Consider the following 16,142-nt stretch of genomic DNA (forward strand, 5'->3'; position numbering starts at 1 on the left):
AAATAATTATCTTAATGATTTCCTTATCATACCAATAGTGCTCTATGTGTGTTTGCTATTTTTAAGATGGTCTAGAAATGATGCTAACTTTGTTTTAAAGCTACCAATCATTTTATATGTTTCCGCACTTTATGCTTTTATATTTGAGTACCTATTACCCAATCAACTAGTTCGTTATACCTCAGACCCTATAGATGTATTGCTCTATTTTTTTGGTGGTTTAGTTTTTTATTTACTACAAAACAAACCTAGTAAAGCGTAATTACAATTCGTCAATCAAAAATAACAACTCAGTATTTCTAATTATTTTATCTTTTAAAATCGATTCACTTTTGTACTATCAAAAACCAAAAGCATGAAACGATTTTTATATCTACTTATCCTATTTTATTCATTATCTATCTATTCACAAACTACCATTTCAGGTAAAGTTTTAGACAGCAAAGGTAACCCAATATTCGGGGCAAGTGTTTATTTAGATGGCACTTATGATGGTACTTCTACTGACGAAAAAGGAATATTTACCTTCAAAACCGAAGAAAATAAATCACAAACTATTGTTGTATCCTTTATTTCTTTTGAAACCTTTACCAAAACTGCAGAAGTTAGCTTATTACAAAATCTAACCATAAAACTTAAAGATGATGTAAATTCTTTAGATGCAGTTACCATTAATGCTGGTACTTTTAAAGCTGGGGAAAAAGCCAAAGTAACTGTTTTAAAACCATTAGATATTGTAACTACAGCTAGTGCATTAGGAGATGTTTTTGGTGCCATACAAACCCTACCTGGAACCTCAACTGTAGATGAAGATGGACGCTTGTTTGTAAGAGGTGGAGAAGCTGAAGAAACTCAGATTTTTATAGATGGTATTCGCGTATTTACTCCATACAGTCCTACACCCAATAACACTCCAACTCGTGGACGTTACTCACCTTTTTTGTTTCAAGGAATTACCTTTTCTACAGGAGGCTATTCTGCTGAATATGGCCAAGCGTTGTCTAGTGTTCTAGACTTAACTACTATAGATAAACCAGACCAGGAAAAAACAGACATCTCTTTTATGACCTTAGGTTTAGGTGTTGGAAATACTCAAATTTGGGAAAACAATTCGTTAAGTGTAAATGCTTCTTACATAAATTTAGCACCCTATTTAGAAGCTTTTCCTGATAGAAACGAATGGCTAAAACCAGTACAATCTTTAAATGGAGAAATGGTGTACAGACATAGTTTTAAAGATGATTCTATGCTTAAAATTTATGGTGCTTATAGTTATTCTGATTTAGATATTATTCAAGAGGACATCAATTTTGATGACGGATTTCGTTTTGGCTTAGAAAATAGAAACGTTTATATAAATAGTTCTTACAAAAATAAGATTGGTAATAATTGGAGAATACAAGGAGGATTAAGTTTTACTAACGACAATTCTACAATTAAAATATTTGATGATGTTATTAATAGCAATGAAAATTCGGCTCATTTTAAAGTAAAGTTAAGAAAGCAATTTACAAGCAGATTTAGAGTAAGTTTTGGTTCTGAGTATTTTATTACCAATTTTGATGAAAGTTACACTCCTACAAATCAACCAGAATTTAATTACGGATTTAACAAATCCATTTTTGCAAGTTTTGCTGAAACAGATATTTTCTTTTCGAAAAACTTAGCAGCGCAAATAGGTGTTAGAGGTGAATACACAAATGTTTTAAATGAATTTACGATTGCCCCACGAATGTCTTTATCATTAAAGGCAAGTAAGAATTCGCAATTTTCATTGGCTTATGGAATGTTTTATCAAAATCCAAAAAATGATTATCTAAAGTTTTCTCAAGAATTTTCATCAGAAAACACCTCTCATTTAATTGCAAATTATCAGCATACTAAAAAAAATCAGATTTTTAGAGTTGAAGCCTATCTTAAGAATTATAAAGATTTAATAAAATTCGACACAAACATGCCCAATTTTAACACCAACTTTAATAATAATGGAAATGGTTATGCCAAAGGTATTGATGTATTTTGGAGACAAAATCAAAAAATTAAAAATACAGATTATTGGGTATCTTATTCATTTTTAGATACTGAAAGAGAGTATAGAAATTACCCCATAAAAGCGACACCTAACTTTGCATCTCAACATAACTTTTCCTTTGTTGCAAAACATTGGATAGAGGATTGGAAAAGTCAAGTTGGCATTACCTATAATTTTGCATCTGGTAGAACTTATACCAACCCAAATGAAGCAGGTTTTTTAAATAATAAAACCAAAAATTACAATTCTGTTAGTTTAAATTGGGCTTATTTAATAGATACTCAGAAAATATTATATCTTTCTGTAAACAATGTTTTAGGCACTAAAAATGTATTTGGTTATAATTACAAAAACACAGCAGATATAAATGGAAACTTTGATAGGCAAGCCATTTTGCCAAATGCAGATCGATTTTTCTTTATTGGTTTTTTCTGGACAATTAGTGACGATAACAAATCAAATCAATTAGATAATTTATAAAATTTACAATTCATCTGTTTAAATTTACAATTCGGTATCATTATTGTTTTATTTTCACAAAAACATCAGATATTTGAATCATCAAAAAATAAGATCATGAAAAACTTAATATTTATTTGCCTTTTAACTTTAACAGGAATTTTTTCGCTACAAGCACAAGAAGAAACCTACGACTTAACTATTGAAGTATCAGGCATGGAAGTAGATAGTGGAAAAGTTTTCTTAGCTCTTTCAGATAGAGCCGAAAGTTTTCTAAAAAAAGGCGATGGCACAAAAGGCGCAAATGCCATTGTAAAAGATGGTAAAGCAATCATCTATTTTAAAGGGCTAAAAAAAGGTGCTTATGCAGCTTCTGTTTTTCATGATGCAAATGACAATAATATTATGGATACCAAAATGTTTGGTATTCCTAAAGAACCTTATGGTTTCTCTAATAATGCAAAAGGGTTTATGGGGCCACCTTCTTTTGACGAAGCAAAATTTGTTTTAGACGATCATAAAACCATTTCTATCACCGTTAAATAATTTAACAAAAAAACATACAACTAACTTAATAACAACAAATTATGAAAAATTTATTTTTATTCATAGGGCTAGCCTTTGCTCTAAATGTAACTGGACAAACAAAATACCAAAAAGGAATGCAACAAGGTTTTGCTCTTTGGGAACAAGGAAAAATGACAGAAGCTTCTCAATTATTTGAAAGAATTTCTAAAGCGGAATCAGAGAATTGGTTACCTGCGTATTATGCTGCTCAATTAGAAATTTTAAGTAGTTTTGGCATGAAAGATGAAACCAAATTAACTGCAAAACTTAAAAAAGCACAATCGTTTTTAGATGCTGCTAAAGCTAATTCTGAAAATAATCCTGAAATTATAATAACACAAGCTTTACTAAACTTAGCCTACATATCTTTTGACGGACAAAAATACGGCATGACTTTATCTGGTAGAAACAGTCAGTTATATGAACAAGCTTTGGCTATTGCACCAAATAATCCAAGAGTTATTTTAGGAAAAGCTGAATGGGATATGGGCTTTGCACAATATTTTGGGAAATCTACAAAACCTTATTGTGAGCAAATTAAAAAAGCAATTGAGCTGGGAAAAGCAGAAGAAATTACTGTAGAATTTTACCCAAAATTTATGGTAGAAAGAGCAGAAGATGTTCTTAAAAAATGTAGTGAATAAATAATAAAAAAGCTTTCAGAGATGTTCTGAAAGCTTTTTTTTTTAATTTATAATCTTATTGATCAACTTCTGTTTGGCTGCGTCATCATCTCCAAAAATCCATTGAAGCACATTATCTTCCCAAATTTCATTTTTTTCTTGCTCAGAAATTAAATCTTTCTCTATAGCCAAATCTAAAATTTTACCAGGATAAGAAGATTGCTTATCACTTTCCATTTCTCCTAAAGGATAAGGATCATCTAAGCCCATTAATACCTGACTCGTTCCTTGTCTTTGAAACATTAATTTTAAAGAGTCTGTATCATGCACAAGCGTATCAAAAAAGATGTTTTTATGACCTACCGCTTTTCTTGGGTGATGTTTACCTTCAAACAAATCTGGCCTACCATCAAAACCCTGTATTCTTCTTCCTAGATTCATTTGAGCCAATTGACCTCCATGTGCAAAACACGTTCTAATATTTGGAAAACGCTCTTGCATACCATTCAATGTATAAAAATGATAAGCATCTCCACACTGAGCTAACATCCAAATTAAGTGAAAACGCCAATTGGTATTTTCTAGTTTTATCATTTTATCTCCATCATAAGGATGAATTTCTATGGCCAATTTGTATTTATCTGCTAGTTCAAAAATTCGTTCATTTTCTTCGTCGAACACGCATCTCCATTGTCCAATAGAATCCATAAAATGGGTAGGCAAACACAACACTTTTAAATCTAATTCTTCAATACATCTTTCCATTTCGTAAAGTGCTCCATAAATAAAACCAGGATGCACCACAAAACCACAAGTAAATTTATCTGGATGATTTTTTTGAACCTTTGCGTTAAAATCATTCTGAAATCGTAAGGCTTTTTTCATTTCCTCTAAACGCAAACCATTTCCATACAATTGAGAGAGATTTAAAACGACTGCATGATCTATCTTGTTTTTCTCCATCCAAAGTAATTTTTCATCAAGAAAGAAACTAGAATGTGTTACAGGTCTTTTCCATCCTTTTTGCAACATATGTTTACGCTCATCATCTACCCAAAAAATTTCTTTATCTTTCATAAATTGCGGAATTTCTTCTGGATAAGGTAATAAGTGCGAATGGCCGTTAATTCTTAGTTTTCTGTTTGGCATGTTGTATCTTAAAAATTAAATTGATGCAATTATACTTTTATTTTTATGCTTTTTCTAAGGTAAATATGGTGATTTCTGGGCGAACATTAAATCGAACTTGCCACAAACAACCTAAAGCTCTATTGATATATAAAGTTCTATTATTGTCTAAGGTTATTTTACCTGATGAATATCTTTTGTTTTTTACGGGTAAAATTGGTGGTTTTAAAAATGGTGGCTTTACTTGACCTCCATGCGTATGTCCACTTAAAATCCAACTATCGTAATTGTTCCAAACATCCAAGTCGCAAACATCAGGATTATGACATAAAGCAATGTAAGGCTGATCTTTTTTAAAATTTTGTGTGGCCTTTTTAGGATCGAAATTCAAACCCCAATAATCATCAATACCAATAATATTTAATCCATTCAGTTCTGTTTCCTGATTTCTAAGAATAGTAATATTATTTGCCTCTAAAATTGAAACGATTTTATTGGCCACTTCTGGTTCTACCCAATCTTTACCATAATCATGATTTCCTAAAACACCAACTGTGCCTAATGTACCAGTTACTGTATGTTTTAAAACCGTTTCTAATTGTGCAAATTGTTCTTCGTTTTCGTAATCTACAAAATCTCCAGTATACATTACAAAATCTGGGTTGAATTCTTTGGCTTTTTTAAAGGATTCAATTAAGTAATTGTAATCGAATTTATTACCAACATGAATATCGCTAATTTGCATTAAAGTTTTACCAACCAAATTGTTTGGCAAATTTCTAATTGGCATTTTATGCTTAACAAACTCTAACCAAAAAGGCTCAATTTGCCATGAATAAAGACCTGTAGCTAAGCCTAAACCCACTGCAGAGTACAAACTTTTCTTTAAAAAAGTTTTTCTATTCATTTACTTTATTTTGTTGGGTGGCTGCATTTCAGTACCACAGTTATTACAAGTACATTTTTCTTTATCAGAATAAAACTTGTCAAAAATAATTGGCATATCTGTTTCTATATTGTCTAGAGGAAACTCTTCTCTATACAATTGATTCTCGCAGTTTTCACAATACCACTCTAATGCATCTAACATACCTTCTGAACGAGGATATTCTATTACTAAACCAACTGTATTGGCCTTTCTTTGTGGTGAATGTGGTACTTTACCAGGTAACAAATAAATATCTCCTTCATTTATTTCAACATCAATTTGTTTGCCTTTATCATCTATAATTTTTAAAACCATATCACCTTCTAATTGATAGAAAAACTCTGGAGTTTCATTATAATGATAATCTTTTCGGTTATTTGGGCCACCAACAACCATAACAATATACTCTCCATTATCCCAAACTTGTTTATTACCAACTGGTGGTTTTAATAAATGACGATGTTCGTCTATCCATTTTTTAAAGTTTAAAGGTTGTACTAAATTCATATAAATTGTTATTTATTAACGTTGATATTGTTGGTTAAAATTAGTTTTTTATACTTAAATAAGACAACTTTTAGTCTGATTTTTTCTAAAAGCTAACAAACAAGTTTAGCCCTGATTGAACGTTTTGTTTGAGCTCTTTTTATACTGAAAGCTTTCAGTATAAAAAAGCGAGTAGTGAAAGCAGGAAATAGCTTCTAAAAAAATTAAAGACTTTTTGTTCTGCCCCCATCTACTGGCAAATTAATACCATTAATATAACTTGCCTTGTTACTTGCTAAAAATGCAATTGCTGATGCTGTTTCCTCCGGTTTCGCAAAACGCTTTGCTGGCGTATAATTTTTCATGATTGCTGTCATATTTTCTATACTGGTATCTGACTTTTGCGCTTTAATTTTAATAATTTCATTCAAACGTTCTGTTTCTGTAAAACCAGGTAAAACGTTATTTACGGTAATACCAAAGCTACCAATTTCTTCTGATAAGGTTTTTGCCCAATTGCCTACAGCATTTCTAATGGTGTTAGATACACCTAAACCAGGAATTGGCTCTTTAACAGAGGTAGATATTACATTAATAATTCTACCAAATGCTTCTTTTTTCATAAAAGGTACAAGGTGCTGTACAAGTATATGATTACATAACAAATGTTGCGAAAATGCATTTTGAAATTGCTCTAAAGTCGCCTCTAAAATGGCACCACTTCTAGGACCACCAGTGTTGTTAATTAAAATATGGTATTCTGTAGAGTTTTGTTCTAATACAGATTCTAACTCTTCTGGATTAGAAAAATCTGCCACTAAATAATTATGTTGCTGATTATTATTTGGCAATGCCTCTAATACCTTTTTTAGCTTTTCTTCTTTTCTGGCTAACAATGTAACATTTGCACCTTCTTCCGCTAAAATAATTGCTGTTGCTTTACCTATACCTTGTGTGCTACCACAAACCAAAGCATTCTTATTTTTTAATTCTAAATTCATATTCAGTATTTCTAGAAAAGATTTTTTCAAACACTTTTCTATATTATATTCTTTAACTCGTTTTTAATTTTTCAATTTTGTTTTAAATAATGCTAGTTATATTTAATACAAAGGTTTTTTTGTTCTGTAAAAAATCGAAGTGCTTCAAAACCTCCTTCTCTGCCTACTCCACTTTCTTTTTGACCACCAAAAGGCGTTCTTAAATCACGTAACATCCACGTATTAACCCAAACAATTCCTGTTTTTAATTGTTTCGAAAATTGCATAGTTCTGTTTAAGTTATTCGTCCATAAGGTAGCTGATAATCCATATTTTGTATCATTTGCTAGCTCTATAGCCTGTTTATCAGTTTCAAAACGCATAATTGTTACAACTGGCCCAAATATTTCTTCTTGGTTTAATTTGCATTGGTTACTATTAACCTCAATAATGGTTGGTTGTAAATAGTATCCGTTTTCGAAATTAGCAACCTCAACCTTATTTCCTCCATAAAGTATTTTACCCCCTTCTTTTTCAGCAATATCAATATAAGATTTTACTTTTTCTAAATGTTGTTGAGATACTAAGGCACCTATTTGTGTTTCCTCTTTAGAGGGATGACCGACTTTTAATTCTGATACTTTCTGAATAAAATCTGTTTTAAACTTTTCGTAAATTTTATGCTCTACAAATATTCGACTGCCACATAAACATATTTGACCTTGATTTGCAAATGAAGAACGAACTGTAGTTGCTAACATTTTATCATAGTCGCAATCTGCAAAAATGATATTAGGATTCTTACCACCTAATTCTAAAGATAATTTTTTAAACATTGGTGCAGCAACTTTTGCAATATGTGCTCCTGTTTTTGTGCCACCTGTAAAAGAAATGGCCTTTATTTTTTGGTGAGCAACAATTGCTTGACCTGTAGTAGAACCTAAACCATGAATTATATTTAATACTCCATTTGGCAAACCTGCTTCCTTGCAAATTTCTGCCAATAAAAAAGCTGTTGCAGGAGTAACCTCACTTGGTTTTGCAATTACACAATTACCTGCTGCAATTGCTGGTGCTATTTTCCATGTAAAAAGATAGAGAGGTAAATTCCAAGGAGAAATACAACCTACCACTCCTAAAGGTTCTCTAAGCGTAAAATTTACTGCATTATGACCTATACTTTCGTGAGCTTCTGATGAAAATTGAGTAATGGCATTTGCAAAATATTTAAAATTACTTGCAGCTCTTGGTATGTCTACTTCTTTAGCCAAAGAAACTGGCTTACCATTATCTTTAGATTCTGCTTCTGCCAATGACTGCAGATTAGCTAAAATAAGTTCTGAGATTTTTAATAATATCTGTCCTCTTTCTTCTAAGGTAATTTTAGACCAATTCTTAAAAGCGAGCTCAGCTGCTTCAATTGCTTTTTCTACATCAGCAATATCCGAGTTTGGAATTTTCCCATAAACCTCTCCATTTGCTGGGTTATAGTTATCTAACCAACTATCTGAAATTGGATTTACAAATTGGCCATTGATGTAGTTCTGTATTTGCATAAATGTAAGTCTAGTCCTGTTTTTTATAAGCTGTAACTTTAATTTCTACCACCAAATCTGGATGTGGTAATTGATGTACAGCTACAGTTGTTCTAGTTGGCCCTGTTTCTTTATCAAAAAACTCTGCATAGGCCTTATTATAGCCAGCAAAATCATTCATATTTACCAGAAAAGAAGAAACATCTACAACATCTTTCAAGCTAGCTCCAACAGTCCGTAAGTTGCTATCTATATTTTTTAAAACCTCCCTAGTTTGCGTTTCAGCATTTAATCTTTTTGTACCCATTTCATCAATAATATCAACACCAGCTATAGAATTATCCAGTCTTCTAGAACTTGTTCCTGATACAAAAATAAAATCACCAACCACTTTTACATGTGGATAAGCGCCTCTAGGTGTAACTTTTTTATCCATAATTATAAACCTGCTATTTTATCTTCTTGTAAAATTTCGTTTGTTTCCTCCTTTATCGTTTTTAAAATTTGATGTAATTCCTCTTTAGACATATTTAAATGCGTGTTAATTTCATCGTCTGCAATTAAATTCAATAACGCTTTGTCTTGAGCCCTACCTTTTTTCATAGCTTCACTGTAAGGTATATCCTCTTTAAAAGTAACCATAGCATATTTAGAAAAATATTCATCTGGGAATTGCTCCTCTAAATCCATCTCAATTTTTCTTTTCTCTTTAAATAAAGGATTAGCTACATGATCTTTCATTTCATGAAAATTATCTACTGCCAAATCTGCTATAGCATCTGTATCTTGTTTACGTTCTTTTTCAAAGGCTTTAAAGACCTCTTGCCATGTTTTAAATCCTTTATTTAATACTTCATCAAACACAAAAACGTCTTCAAAAGAAGCATTCATACCTTGACCATAAAAAGGCACAATTGCGTGTGAGGCATCACCAATTAACAGGGTTTTGTTTTGATAGCTCCAAGGAGAACATTTTACGGTACCTAAAAAGCCTGTTGGATTATTCAAAAATTCTTCTTTTATATTCGGAATTAGAGCTAAAGCATCTGGAAATTCTTTTTCAAAAAATGCTGTAATATTTTCTTCGGATGTTAAATTAGCGAAACTATATTCACCTTCATCGTAACTTAAAAATAAAGTTACTGTAAAACTACCATCCATATTTGGTAGGGCAATAAGCATAAAATCTCCTCTAGGCCAAATGTGCAAATGCCCCTTACTTAATTGATGTTTTCCGTTTTCATCTGCAGAAATCTCTAACTCTTTATAACCATGAGTTAAGTAATTTTGAGAATAACTAAATAAAAATTTTCGCTCTGAAATGTAGTGCTTTCTTAATACAGACCCTGCACCATCTGCGCCAAAAATAAGATCACCAGTAACTGTAAACTCCTCTTTCGTTTCATAATCGTAAAACTCAATACTGGTTTCATCTAAATCTACATGAATACATTTTTTATTAAAATGTATGTTTACGTTTTTATGTGAATCTACCTCATCTAATAAAATTGCATTTAAATCTCCTCTAGAAATAGAATTGATATATTCACCTTCTCTACCTGAATATTTAGAATCGAAAGTATTACCATTTACATCATGCATTTGCCTACCTAACATTGGTATGCAGATTTCTTTTGCCTTATCTGCAACACCACATAAATTCAGCCCTTTCAAACCTCTATCTGACAATGCTAAGTTTATAGATCTACCAGCAGAAATATCTACTTTACGCAAATCTGGTCTACTTTCAAATAATTCTATTTTAAAACCTCTTTGCGCTAAACGAAGTGCCAAAAGGCTTCCACATAAACCAGCTCCAATAATTAATATTTTATCGTCTTTATTCATAGAATTCGATATAAGGTTTTAATAATCTTTTAGAATTTCTTTTAAAATTGACACCATTTTGTAAACATCTTCAAAGCTATTATACATTGGTGCAGGTGCACATCTAATTACATTAGGTTCTCTCCAATCTGTAATTATATGTTTGTCCATCAACTTTTGATGTAAACTTTTATCAGCATTTTTCACTTGAATTGATAATTGACAACCTCTTTCAGCAGGATTCTTAGGAGTAATAATAGACACTGCATCTGAACCTAATTCTTCAAAAAGAAACTCCATAAAACCTGTTAATTTTATAGATTTTTCTCTTAAAGCATCCATACCAACTTCTTCAAACATTTCTAAAGACGCCTTAATTGGTGCCATTGCTAAAATTGGAGGGTTACTCAACTGCCAACCTTCAGCTCCAGGCATTACATCAAAAGGCAACCTCATATTAAAACGTGTGTCTTTGTTATGATTCCACCAACCTGCAAAACGTGGTAACTCAGTATTATGAGCGTGTTTTTCATGAACAAAAATTCCTGATAAACTTCCTGGCCCAGAATTTAGATATTTATATGTACACCAAGCAGCAAAATCTACTCCAGATTCATGTAAATTAGCCTGAATATTTCCTGCTCCATGAGCTAAATCTATCCCAACTACACAACCTTTTGCATGACCAAGTTCTGCTATTTTTTTAAAATCGAATCTTTGGCCTGTGTAATAATTTACACCTCCTATTAATACCAACGCTATTTCATCACCTTGTTCTTCCAAGATATTTTCTAAGTCTTTTATTTCTAAAAGATCTTTACCTTTTGGTGGAGACCAATAAATTAAATCTCCTTCTGAATAACCATGAAACTTTAATTGAGATTGCACAGCATATCTATCTGAAGGAAAGGAATCACTTTCAATAAGAATTTTATACCTCTTTTTTGTTGGCCTATAAAAAGAAACCATTAAAAAATGAAGATTGGCTGTAAGTGTATCCATAATTATGACTTCTATAGGTTTTGCTCCTACAACTTTTGCCATCATTTCAGATAAAGACTCAGGGTAAGTCACCCAAGGATTTTCGCCATCAAAATGGCCTTCAACACCTTTTTCTGCCCAATCTTGTAATTCTATATTAATGTATTCTTTTGCTTTTTTAGGTTGTAAGCCTAACGAGTTCCCTGTAAAATATAACCAGTCATTTCCAGCTTTATCTTGAGGCATATGAAATTGGTTTCTATAAGTAGCCAATTGATCTTCACTATCTAATTTTCTAGCGAATTCTAGTGTATTTTTATATTCCATTTAATTGTAAAATGATTGTTCTCAAAGATAAACAATCTACTTTATAAAGTTATTTTTGATAGTATAAATTACTATCTTTATACTATCAAAAAGTAAAAAAACGCTTATGAATTTTGGTAAAAAAATCTTTTATTTCTTAGCAATCTTATTTGTTTCTTGCAATAACAATTCTTTATTAGTTACTGGTTTACAAGGGGTAAATGAAAGTATTAAAGAACAATATGCACCAGATAAAAGAGTAGCTATTTATGATATTCAAGTAGATTATGACAATGATAAAATTATTGTTAGTGGAGAAACTGATTCTAAAATAGGATATCAAAAATTGCTGGATAGTTTAAAAAGTTTAGACATTGATTTTTTAAATAAAATTAGGGTTTTGCCAGATTCTGTGGTTGGTAATGAAATGTATGCTATTGGTAATAACTCTGTACTAAATATAAGATCGGCACCCAAGCATTCTGCTGAATTAGGCACACAAGGTCTTTTAGGGATGTCTTTAAAAGTATTAGATAAAGAAGGTGATTTTTTTAGAATACAAACTCCAGATGGTTATATTTCTTGGGTTGATAAAGGTGGAATTTACAGAATGAACAAAGGCGAATTTGACAATTGGTCAAATGCTAAAAAAATCATTTATACAAATTCAGCAGGTTTTGTTTATGATAATATAGATCTAAACAAAAGTATTGTTTCAGACATTACACTTGGTGGAGTTTTAAAGTATCTTTCTGAAGATAAAAACACCTATGAAGTAGAATATCCTGATAAACGAAAAGGATTCATTAAAAAAGAGGAAGCTCAAATTTTAAATGAGTGGCTAAAAAATTTAGTTGCCACACAAGAAAGTATAGAAAAAACTGCAAAATCAATGTTAGGTTTCCCTTATTTATGGGGAGGAACTTCTAGTAAAGGAATGGATTGCAGTGGGTTTACAAAAATGACTTACTTATTAAACGGATTTGTAATTCCTAGAGACGCTTCGCAACAAATTAATGCTGGTAAAATAGTAGATAACGATTTGAATTTCTCTGATTTACAAAAAGGAGATTTGTTGTTTTTTGGAACCAAAGCTACTGAAGATAAAAAACAAAGAGTTGTACATGTTGGTATTTGGTTAGGTAATGATAATATGGAGTTTATTCACTCTTCTGGAAATGTACATATAAGCTCTATGGATGAAAAAAATCCATTATATGATGAGTTTAATAAAAATAGATATTTAGGAAGCAGACGTTATTTGGGTGAAAAAGATAAAAACATCATCGATTTAAAAGATGAATTGAATTAAAAAAAAGCCTCTCAAAATTGAGAGGCTTTTTTTTTATATATCTAATAAAGTACTCTAAACTTAATGGTACCATCTACATTTCGTAATTTATCAATCACCTCTTTATTGTATTCTTTATCTAAATCTGTAATTACATAACCAACTTTTGGATCTGTAGATAAGTACTGACCAGTAATGTTTAAATCGTATTGCGCCAAAATTTCATTTATCTTAGCCATAACTCCAGATTTATTTTTATGGATGTGTAAAAATCTATGGGCATCTGTTTGTCTTGGCAATCTAATATTTGGAAAGTTCACAGCATCTACTGTATTACCAGAATTGATATAAGCCATAATTTTATTAGGTACAAAATCGGCAATATCTCTCTGTGCTTCTTCTGTACTACCACCAACATGTGGTGTTAAAATTACATTATCTAAACCTTTTAATTCAGTATAGAAGTCACCATTTTTTCTTGGCTCTTCAGGATATACATCAACTGCAGCACCTGCTAGTTTTCCGCTTTTTAAAGCAGCAACTAAAGCTGGAATATCTACAACAAATCCTCTAGATAAATTTACTAAATGTGCACCATCTTTCATTAAAGAGATTTCTTTTTCTCCGAAGAAATTCTTGTTTGCAGCATTATCATCTACATGCAAACTAACTGCATCAGAAATTGATAACAACTCTTCTAAGGTATCTAATTTAGTTGCATTACCTAAGGCTAGTTTGTCTTCAACATCATAGTAATAAACATCCATACCCAAAGCTTCTGCCAAGATTGAAAGTTGAGAACCAATATTTCCATACCCAACAATACCTAGTTTCTTACCACGAACCTCTCTAGAACCTTCTGCTGTTTTTCTCCACTGACCATTATGAATTTCTGTACTTCTTTGAAAAACAGAACGCATTAGCATTATAATTTCACCAATCGCCAATTCTACCACAGATCGTGTATTGCTGTAAGGTGCATTGAAAACCACAACACCTTTTTCTTTACACGCTTCTAAATTAATCTGTTTGGTACCAATACAAAATGCACTTACTACCATTAACTTTTCTGCAGCATCTACTACTTTCTGAGTAACATTGGTCTTAGATCTTATACCTAAAACATGAACATCTTTAATTTTTTCAATCAATTCGTCTTCAGACAAACTTTTAGAGATAGTTTCTACAGAAAAACCATCTGTAGATAATTTCTTAAAAGCATCTGCATGTACGTTTTCTAGTAGTAATATTTTAATTCTATTTTTTGGGTAAGATATGTTTCGTGTCAAATCGTTTACGTATAAAAATTCATCTAAATTAGGTGCAATATAATCTGCATTTTCGGTTGTTTTATCTCTAGAAACGTTTTCTGTATAGGCAAAAAACTTATCTGCAACTCCTGCTTCACGCGTCACATAATCACTGTAACCATCACCAATAACCTGTATTTCTCCATCTAAATTCATGTCTTTTAAACATTGAATTTTTCCATTATGTTGTGATAATGGATTATTAGCATCAAAGCCAATAATTTTACCATCATTCGCAAATTTAAAAGTATTAGCGTAAACTCTTTCTGATGGTATGTTGTATTCTTTTACAATAGGATCTATAAATTCTTTAAAACCACAAGAAATTACATAAATATCATCTGAATACAACTCAAAAAACTCTTTATTTCTTTCAATTGAAGTAGATACTTGCTTCTTTAAATCTGCAATTAATTGAGACAAATCTGCTTCATTCGCTTCTAACAACTTAATTCTTCTTTCTAAAGATTCTGTGAAGGAAATTTCACCATCAATACCAAGATTTGTAATATCTATGATTTCTTGAATAATCTCATCTTTCTTAGGATTATTTTCTAAGGTAATTTCTGCTAAAACATCTAAAGCTTCTACTCTGGTTAAAGTGCTATCAAAATCGAAAATATAGTTTCTTTTTGTAGTGCCCATTATGGTTAATTCTTGATTGAAATTTAAATGGTAAATCTACAAATTAAACCAAGAATTATTTGGCGATTTTATAGTTTTATGATATCAATTTTAAATGAATGGTATTTTAATCAAAAAATGAAAAATATACATTTAACGAATTAAAAATTGAGAAATCCTAAAAGAAACAGCCACCAAATTATTGGTAATGCCTCTACATAGAATGAACTGTAGTATTTACTTTGTTCTATTTTAGATCTCATTAGAAATAAAACAACCATAAAAAAGAACAACATAAATGGCGTATTTAAAGTTGCAGATGCCTCAAATAAATACTCTAAAATTAGAGCTAAAATTAGTAGTAATAACCCAAGCCTTTTTGTTTGTATTAGCCCTATTTTTTTGGGTATGGTTTGTAATGAAATAGCATCGTATTTTACATCTCTAATATCAAAAGGTAAAATTAAAACCACTACTAATAAAAATCTTTGAATAAATAGAATTACTGCACTTACATTTAAAGATAAACCAGCATCAACTAATGGTAAAAGCACTGTAAAACCAGCCCAAACAAAAGCAACTATTATAATTTTCAAGTAACTAATTTGTCTTAAATTTTTTGCAAATCCGCTTAAAAATGGTACTGCATACAAAACTGTAAGAATATTAAATGGTATAGAAACAATTAGCGTGCTTAACTTAATTTGGGTTGCATAATAACACATGATTAAAAAGCAACCTAAAGAGAAAACTTGTATCACTTTTAAACTACTCGTTAAACTTCTATGGTGCAGTTTTGCAACTCCTGCATATTTTACAAAGTTATAGCCTGTAATAGTACCAAAAAAAATAAAATAATCTAGACTTTGATTAAAAGGTAACTCAAAATAAATTTCGGTTATTCTTAAAAAAGCAAATACAGCTAAAGCCACATGAAAACTAGCATTTAAGTAAAACTCTAAAATAATTTTAAGACCCTTCATTTTACAAAAATAGTGCATCTGTTAATAACATTAAGATTTAGTTAATAATTAACAATATTTGTTGTTAAATTATCAAATTTAA

General features: G+C 30.9%; 14 protein-coding genes. 4 read left to right on the forward strand and 10 right to left on the reverse strand.

Features of this window, described 5'->3' with window-relative positions; all coding sequences use genetic code 11:
• Positions 1 to 355 precede the first annotated feature (355 nt).
• The 3 genes from V7R38_RS00655 to V7R38_RS00665 all read left to right on the forward strand — a co-directional run bounded on the left by V7R38_RS00655 (position 356) and on the right by V7R38_RS00665 (position 3,702).
• Entirely contained in the window at positions 356 to 2,512 is a 2,157-nt protein-coding gene (locus V7R38_RS00655) for a TonB-dependent receptor (protein ID WP_334055626.1), read from the forward strand.
• Positions 2,513 to 2,608: 96 nt separating this feature from the next.
• Positions 2,609 to 3,037, forward strand: a complete 429-nt coding sequence (locus V7R38_RS00660) for a DUF2141 domain-containing protein (RefSeq protein WP_015482282.1) — start codon at positions 2,609 to 2,611, stop codon at positions 3,035 to 3,037.
• Between the two features lie 41 nt (positions 3,038 to 3,078).
• On the forward strand, positions 3,079 to 3,702 hold the full coding sequence (locus V7R38_RS00665) for a hypothetical protein (protein ID WP_334055627.1): 624 nt from the start codon (positions 3,079 to 3,081) through the stop codon (positions 3,700 to 3,702).
• A 42-nt stretch (positions 3,703 to 3,744) separates the two neighbouring features.
• Here V7R38_RS00665 and V7R38_RS00670 read toward each other — a convergent pair whose 3' ends face one another.
• The 8 genes from V7R38_RS00670 to kynU form a co-directional block, all read right to left on the reverse strand.
• Positions 3,745 to 4,830, reverse strand: coding sequence for an amidohydrolase family protein (locus V7R38_RS00670; RefSeq protein ID WP_015482280.1), 1,086 nt, complete (start codon positions 4,828 to 4,830; stop codon positions 3,745 to 3,747).
• 43 nt (positions 4,831 to 4,873) lie between these two features.
• Positions 4,874 to 5,716, reverse strand: coding sequence for a metallophosphoesterase (locus V7R38_RS00675; protein WP_334055628.1), 843 nt, complete (start codon positions 5,714 to 5,716; stop codon positions 4,874 to 4,876).
• On the reverse strand, positions 5,717 to 6,244 hold the full coding sequence (locus V7R38_RS00680) for a 3-hydroxyanthranilate 3,4-dioxygenase (protein ID WP_334055629.1): 528 nt from the start codon (positions 6,242 to 6,244) through the stop codon (positions 5,717 to 5,719).
• A 203-nt stretch (positions 6,245 to 6,447) separates the two neighbouring features.
• Complete coding sequence (locus V7R38_RS00685; RefSeq protein ID WP_334055630.1) at positions 6,448 to 7,224, reverse strand: SDR family oxidoreductase; 777 nt, start codon at positions 7,222 to 7,224, stop codon at positions 6,448 to 6,450.
• A gap of 92 nt (positions 7,225 to 7,316) precedes the next feature.
• A complete protein-coding gene (locus tag V7R38_RS00690) occupies positions 7,317 to 8,759 on the reverse strand; it encodes an aldehyde dehydrogenase (protein ID WP_334055631.1) in 1,443 nt (480 codons plus the stop codon).
• A 10-nt stretch (positions 8,760 to 8,769) separates the two neighbouring features.
• Entirely contained in the window at positions 8,770 to 9,174 is a 405-nt protein-coding gene (locus V7R38_RS00695) for a RidA family protein (protein ID WP_334055632.1), read from the reverse strand.
• A gap of 2 nt (positions 9,175 to 9,176) precedes the next feature.
• On the reverse strand, positions 9,177 to 10,586 hold the full coding sequence (locus V7R38_RS00700; protein WP_334055633.1) for an FAD-dependent oxidoreductase: 1,410 nt from the start codon (positions 10,584 to 10,586) through the stop codon (positions 9,177 to 9,179).
• A gap of 18 nt (positions 10,587 to 10,604) precedes the next feature.
• On the reverse strand, positions 10,605 to 11,873 hold the full coding sequence (gene kynU / locus V7R38_RS00705) for a kynureninase (protein ID WP_334055634.1): 1,269 nt from the start codon (positions 11,871 to 11,873) through the stop codon (positions 10,605 to 10,607).
• Between the two features lie 106 nt (positions 11,874 to 11,979).
• On the opposite strand from kynU, the gene V7R38_RS00710 reads away from it, so the two are divergent.
• Positions 11,980 to 13,164 (forward strand): C40 family peptidase, encoded by a 1,185-nt coding sequence (locus V7R38_RS00710; RefSeq protein WP_334055635.1) that lies wholly within the window; start codon positions 11,980 to 11,982, stop codon positions 13,162 to 13,164.
• 41 nt (positions 13,165 to 13,205) lie between these two features.
• Here V7R38_RS00710 and serA read toward each other — a convergent pair whose 3' ends face one another.
• Complete coding sequence (serA, locus tag V7R38_RS00715) at positions 13,206 to 15,098, reverse strand: phosphoglycerate dehydrogenase (protein ID WP_334055636.1); 1,893 nt, start codon at positions 15,096 to 15,098, stop codon at positions 13,206 to 13,208.
• A gap of 140 nt (positions 15,099 to 15,238) precedes the next feature.
• A complete protein-coding gene (locus tag V7R38_RS00720) occupies positions 15,239 to 16,060 on the reverse strand; it encodes a hypothetical protein (protein ID WP_334055637.1) in 822 nt (273 codons plus the stop codon).
• Positions 16,061 to 16,142: the final 82 nt, after the last annotated feature.

The organism is Polaribacter sp. P097, assembly GCF_036864555.1.
Classification (GTDB): Bacteria; Bacteroidota; Bacteroidia; order Flavobacteriales; family Flavobacteriaceae; genus Polaribacter.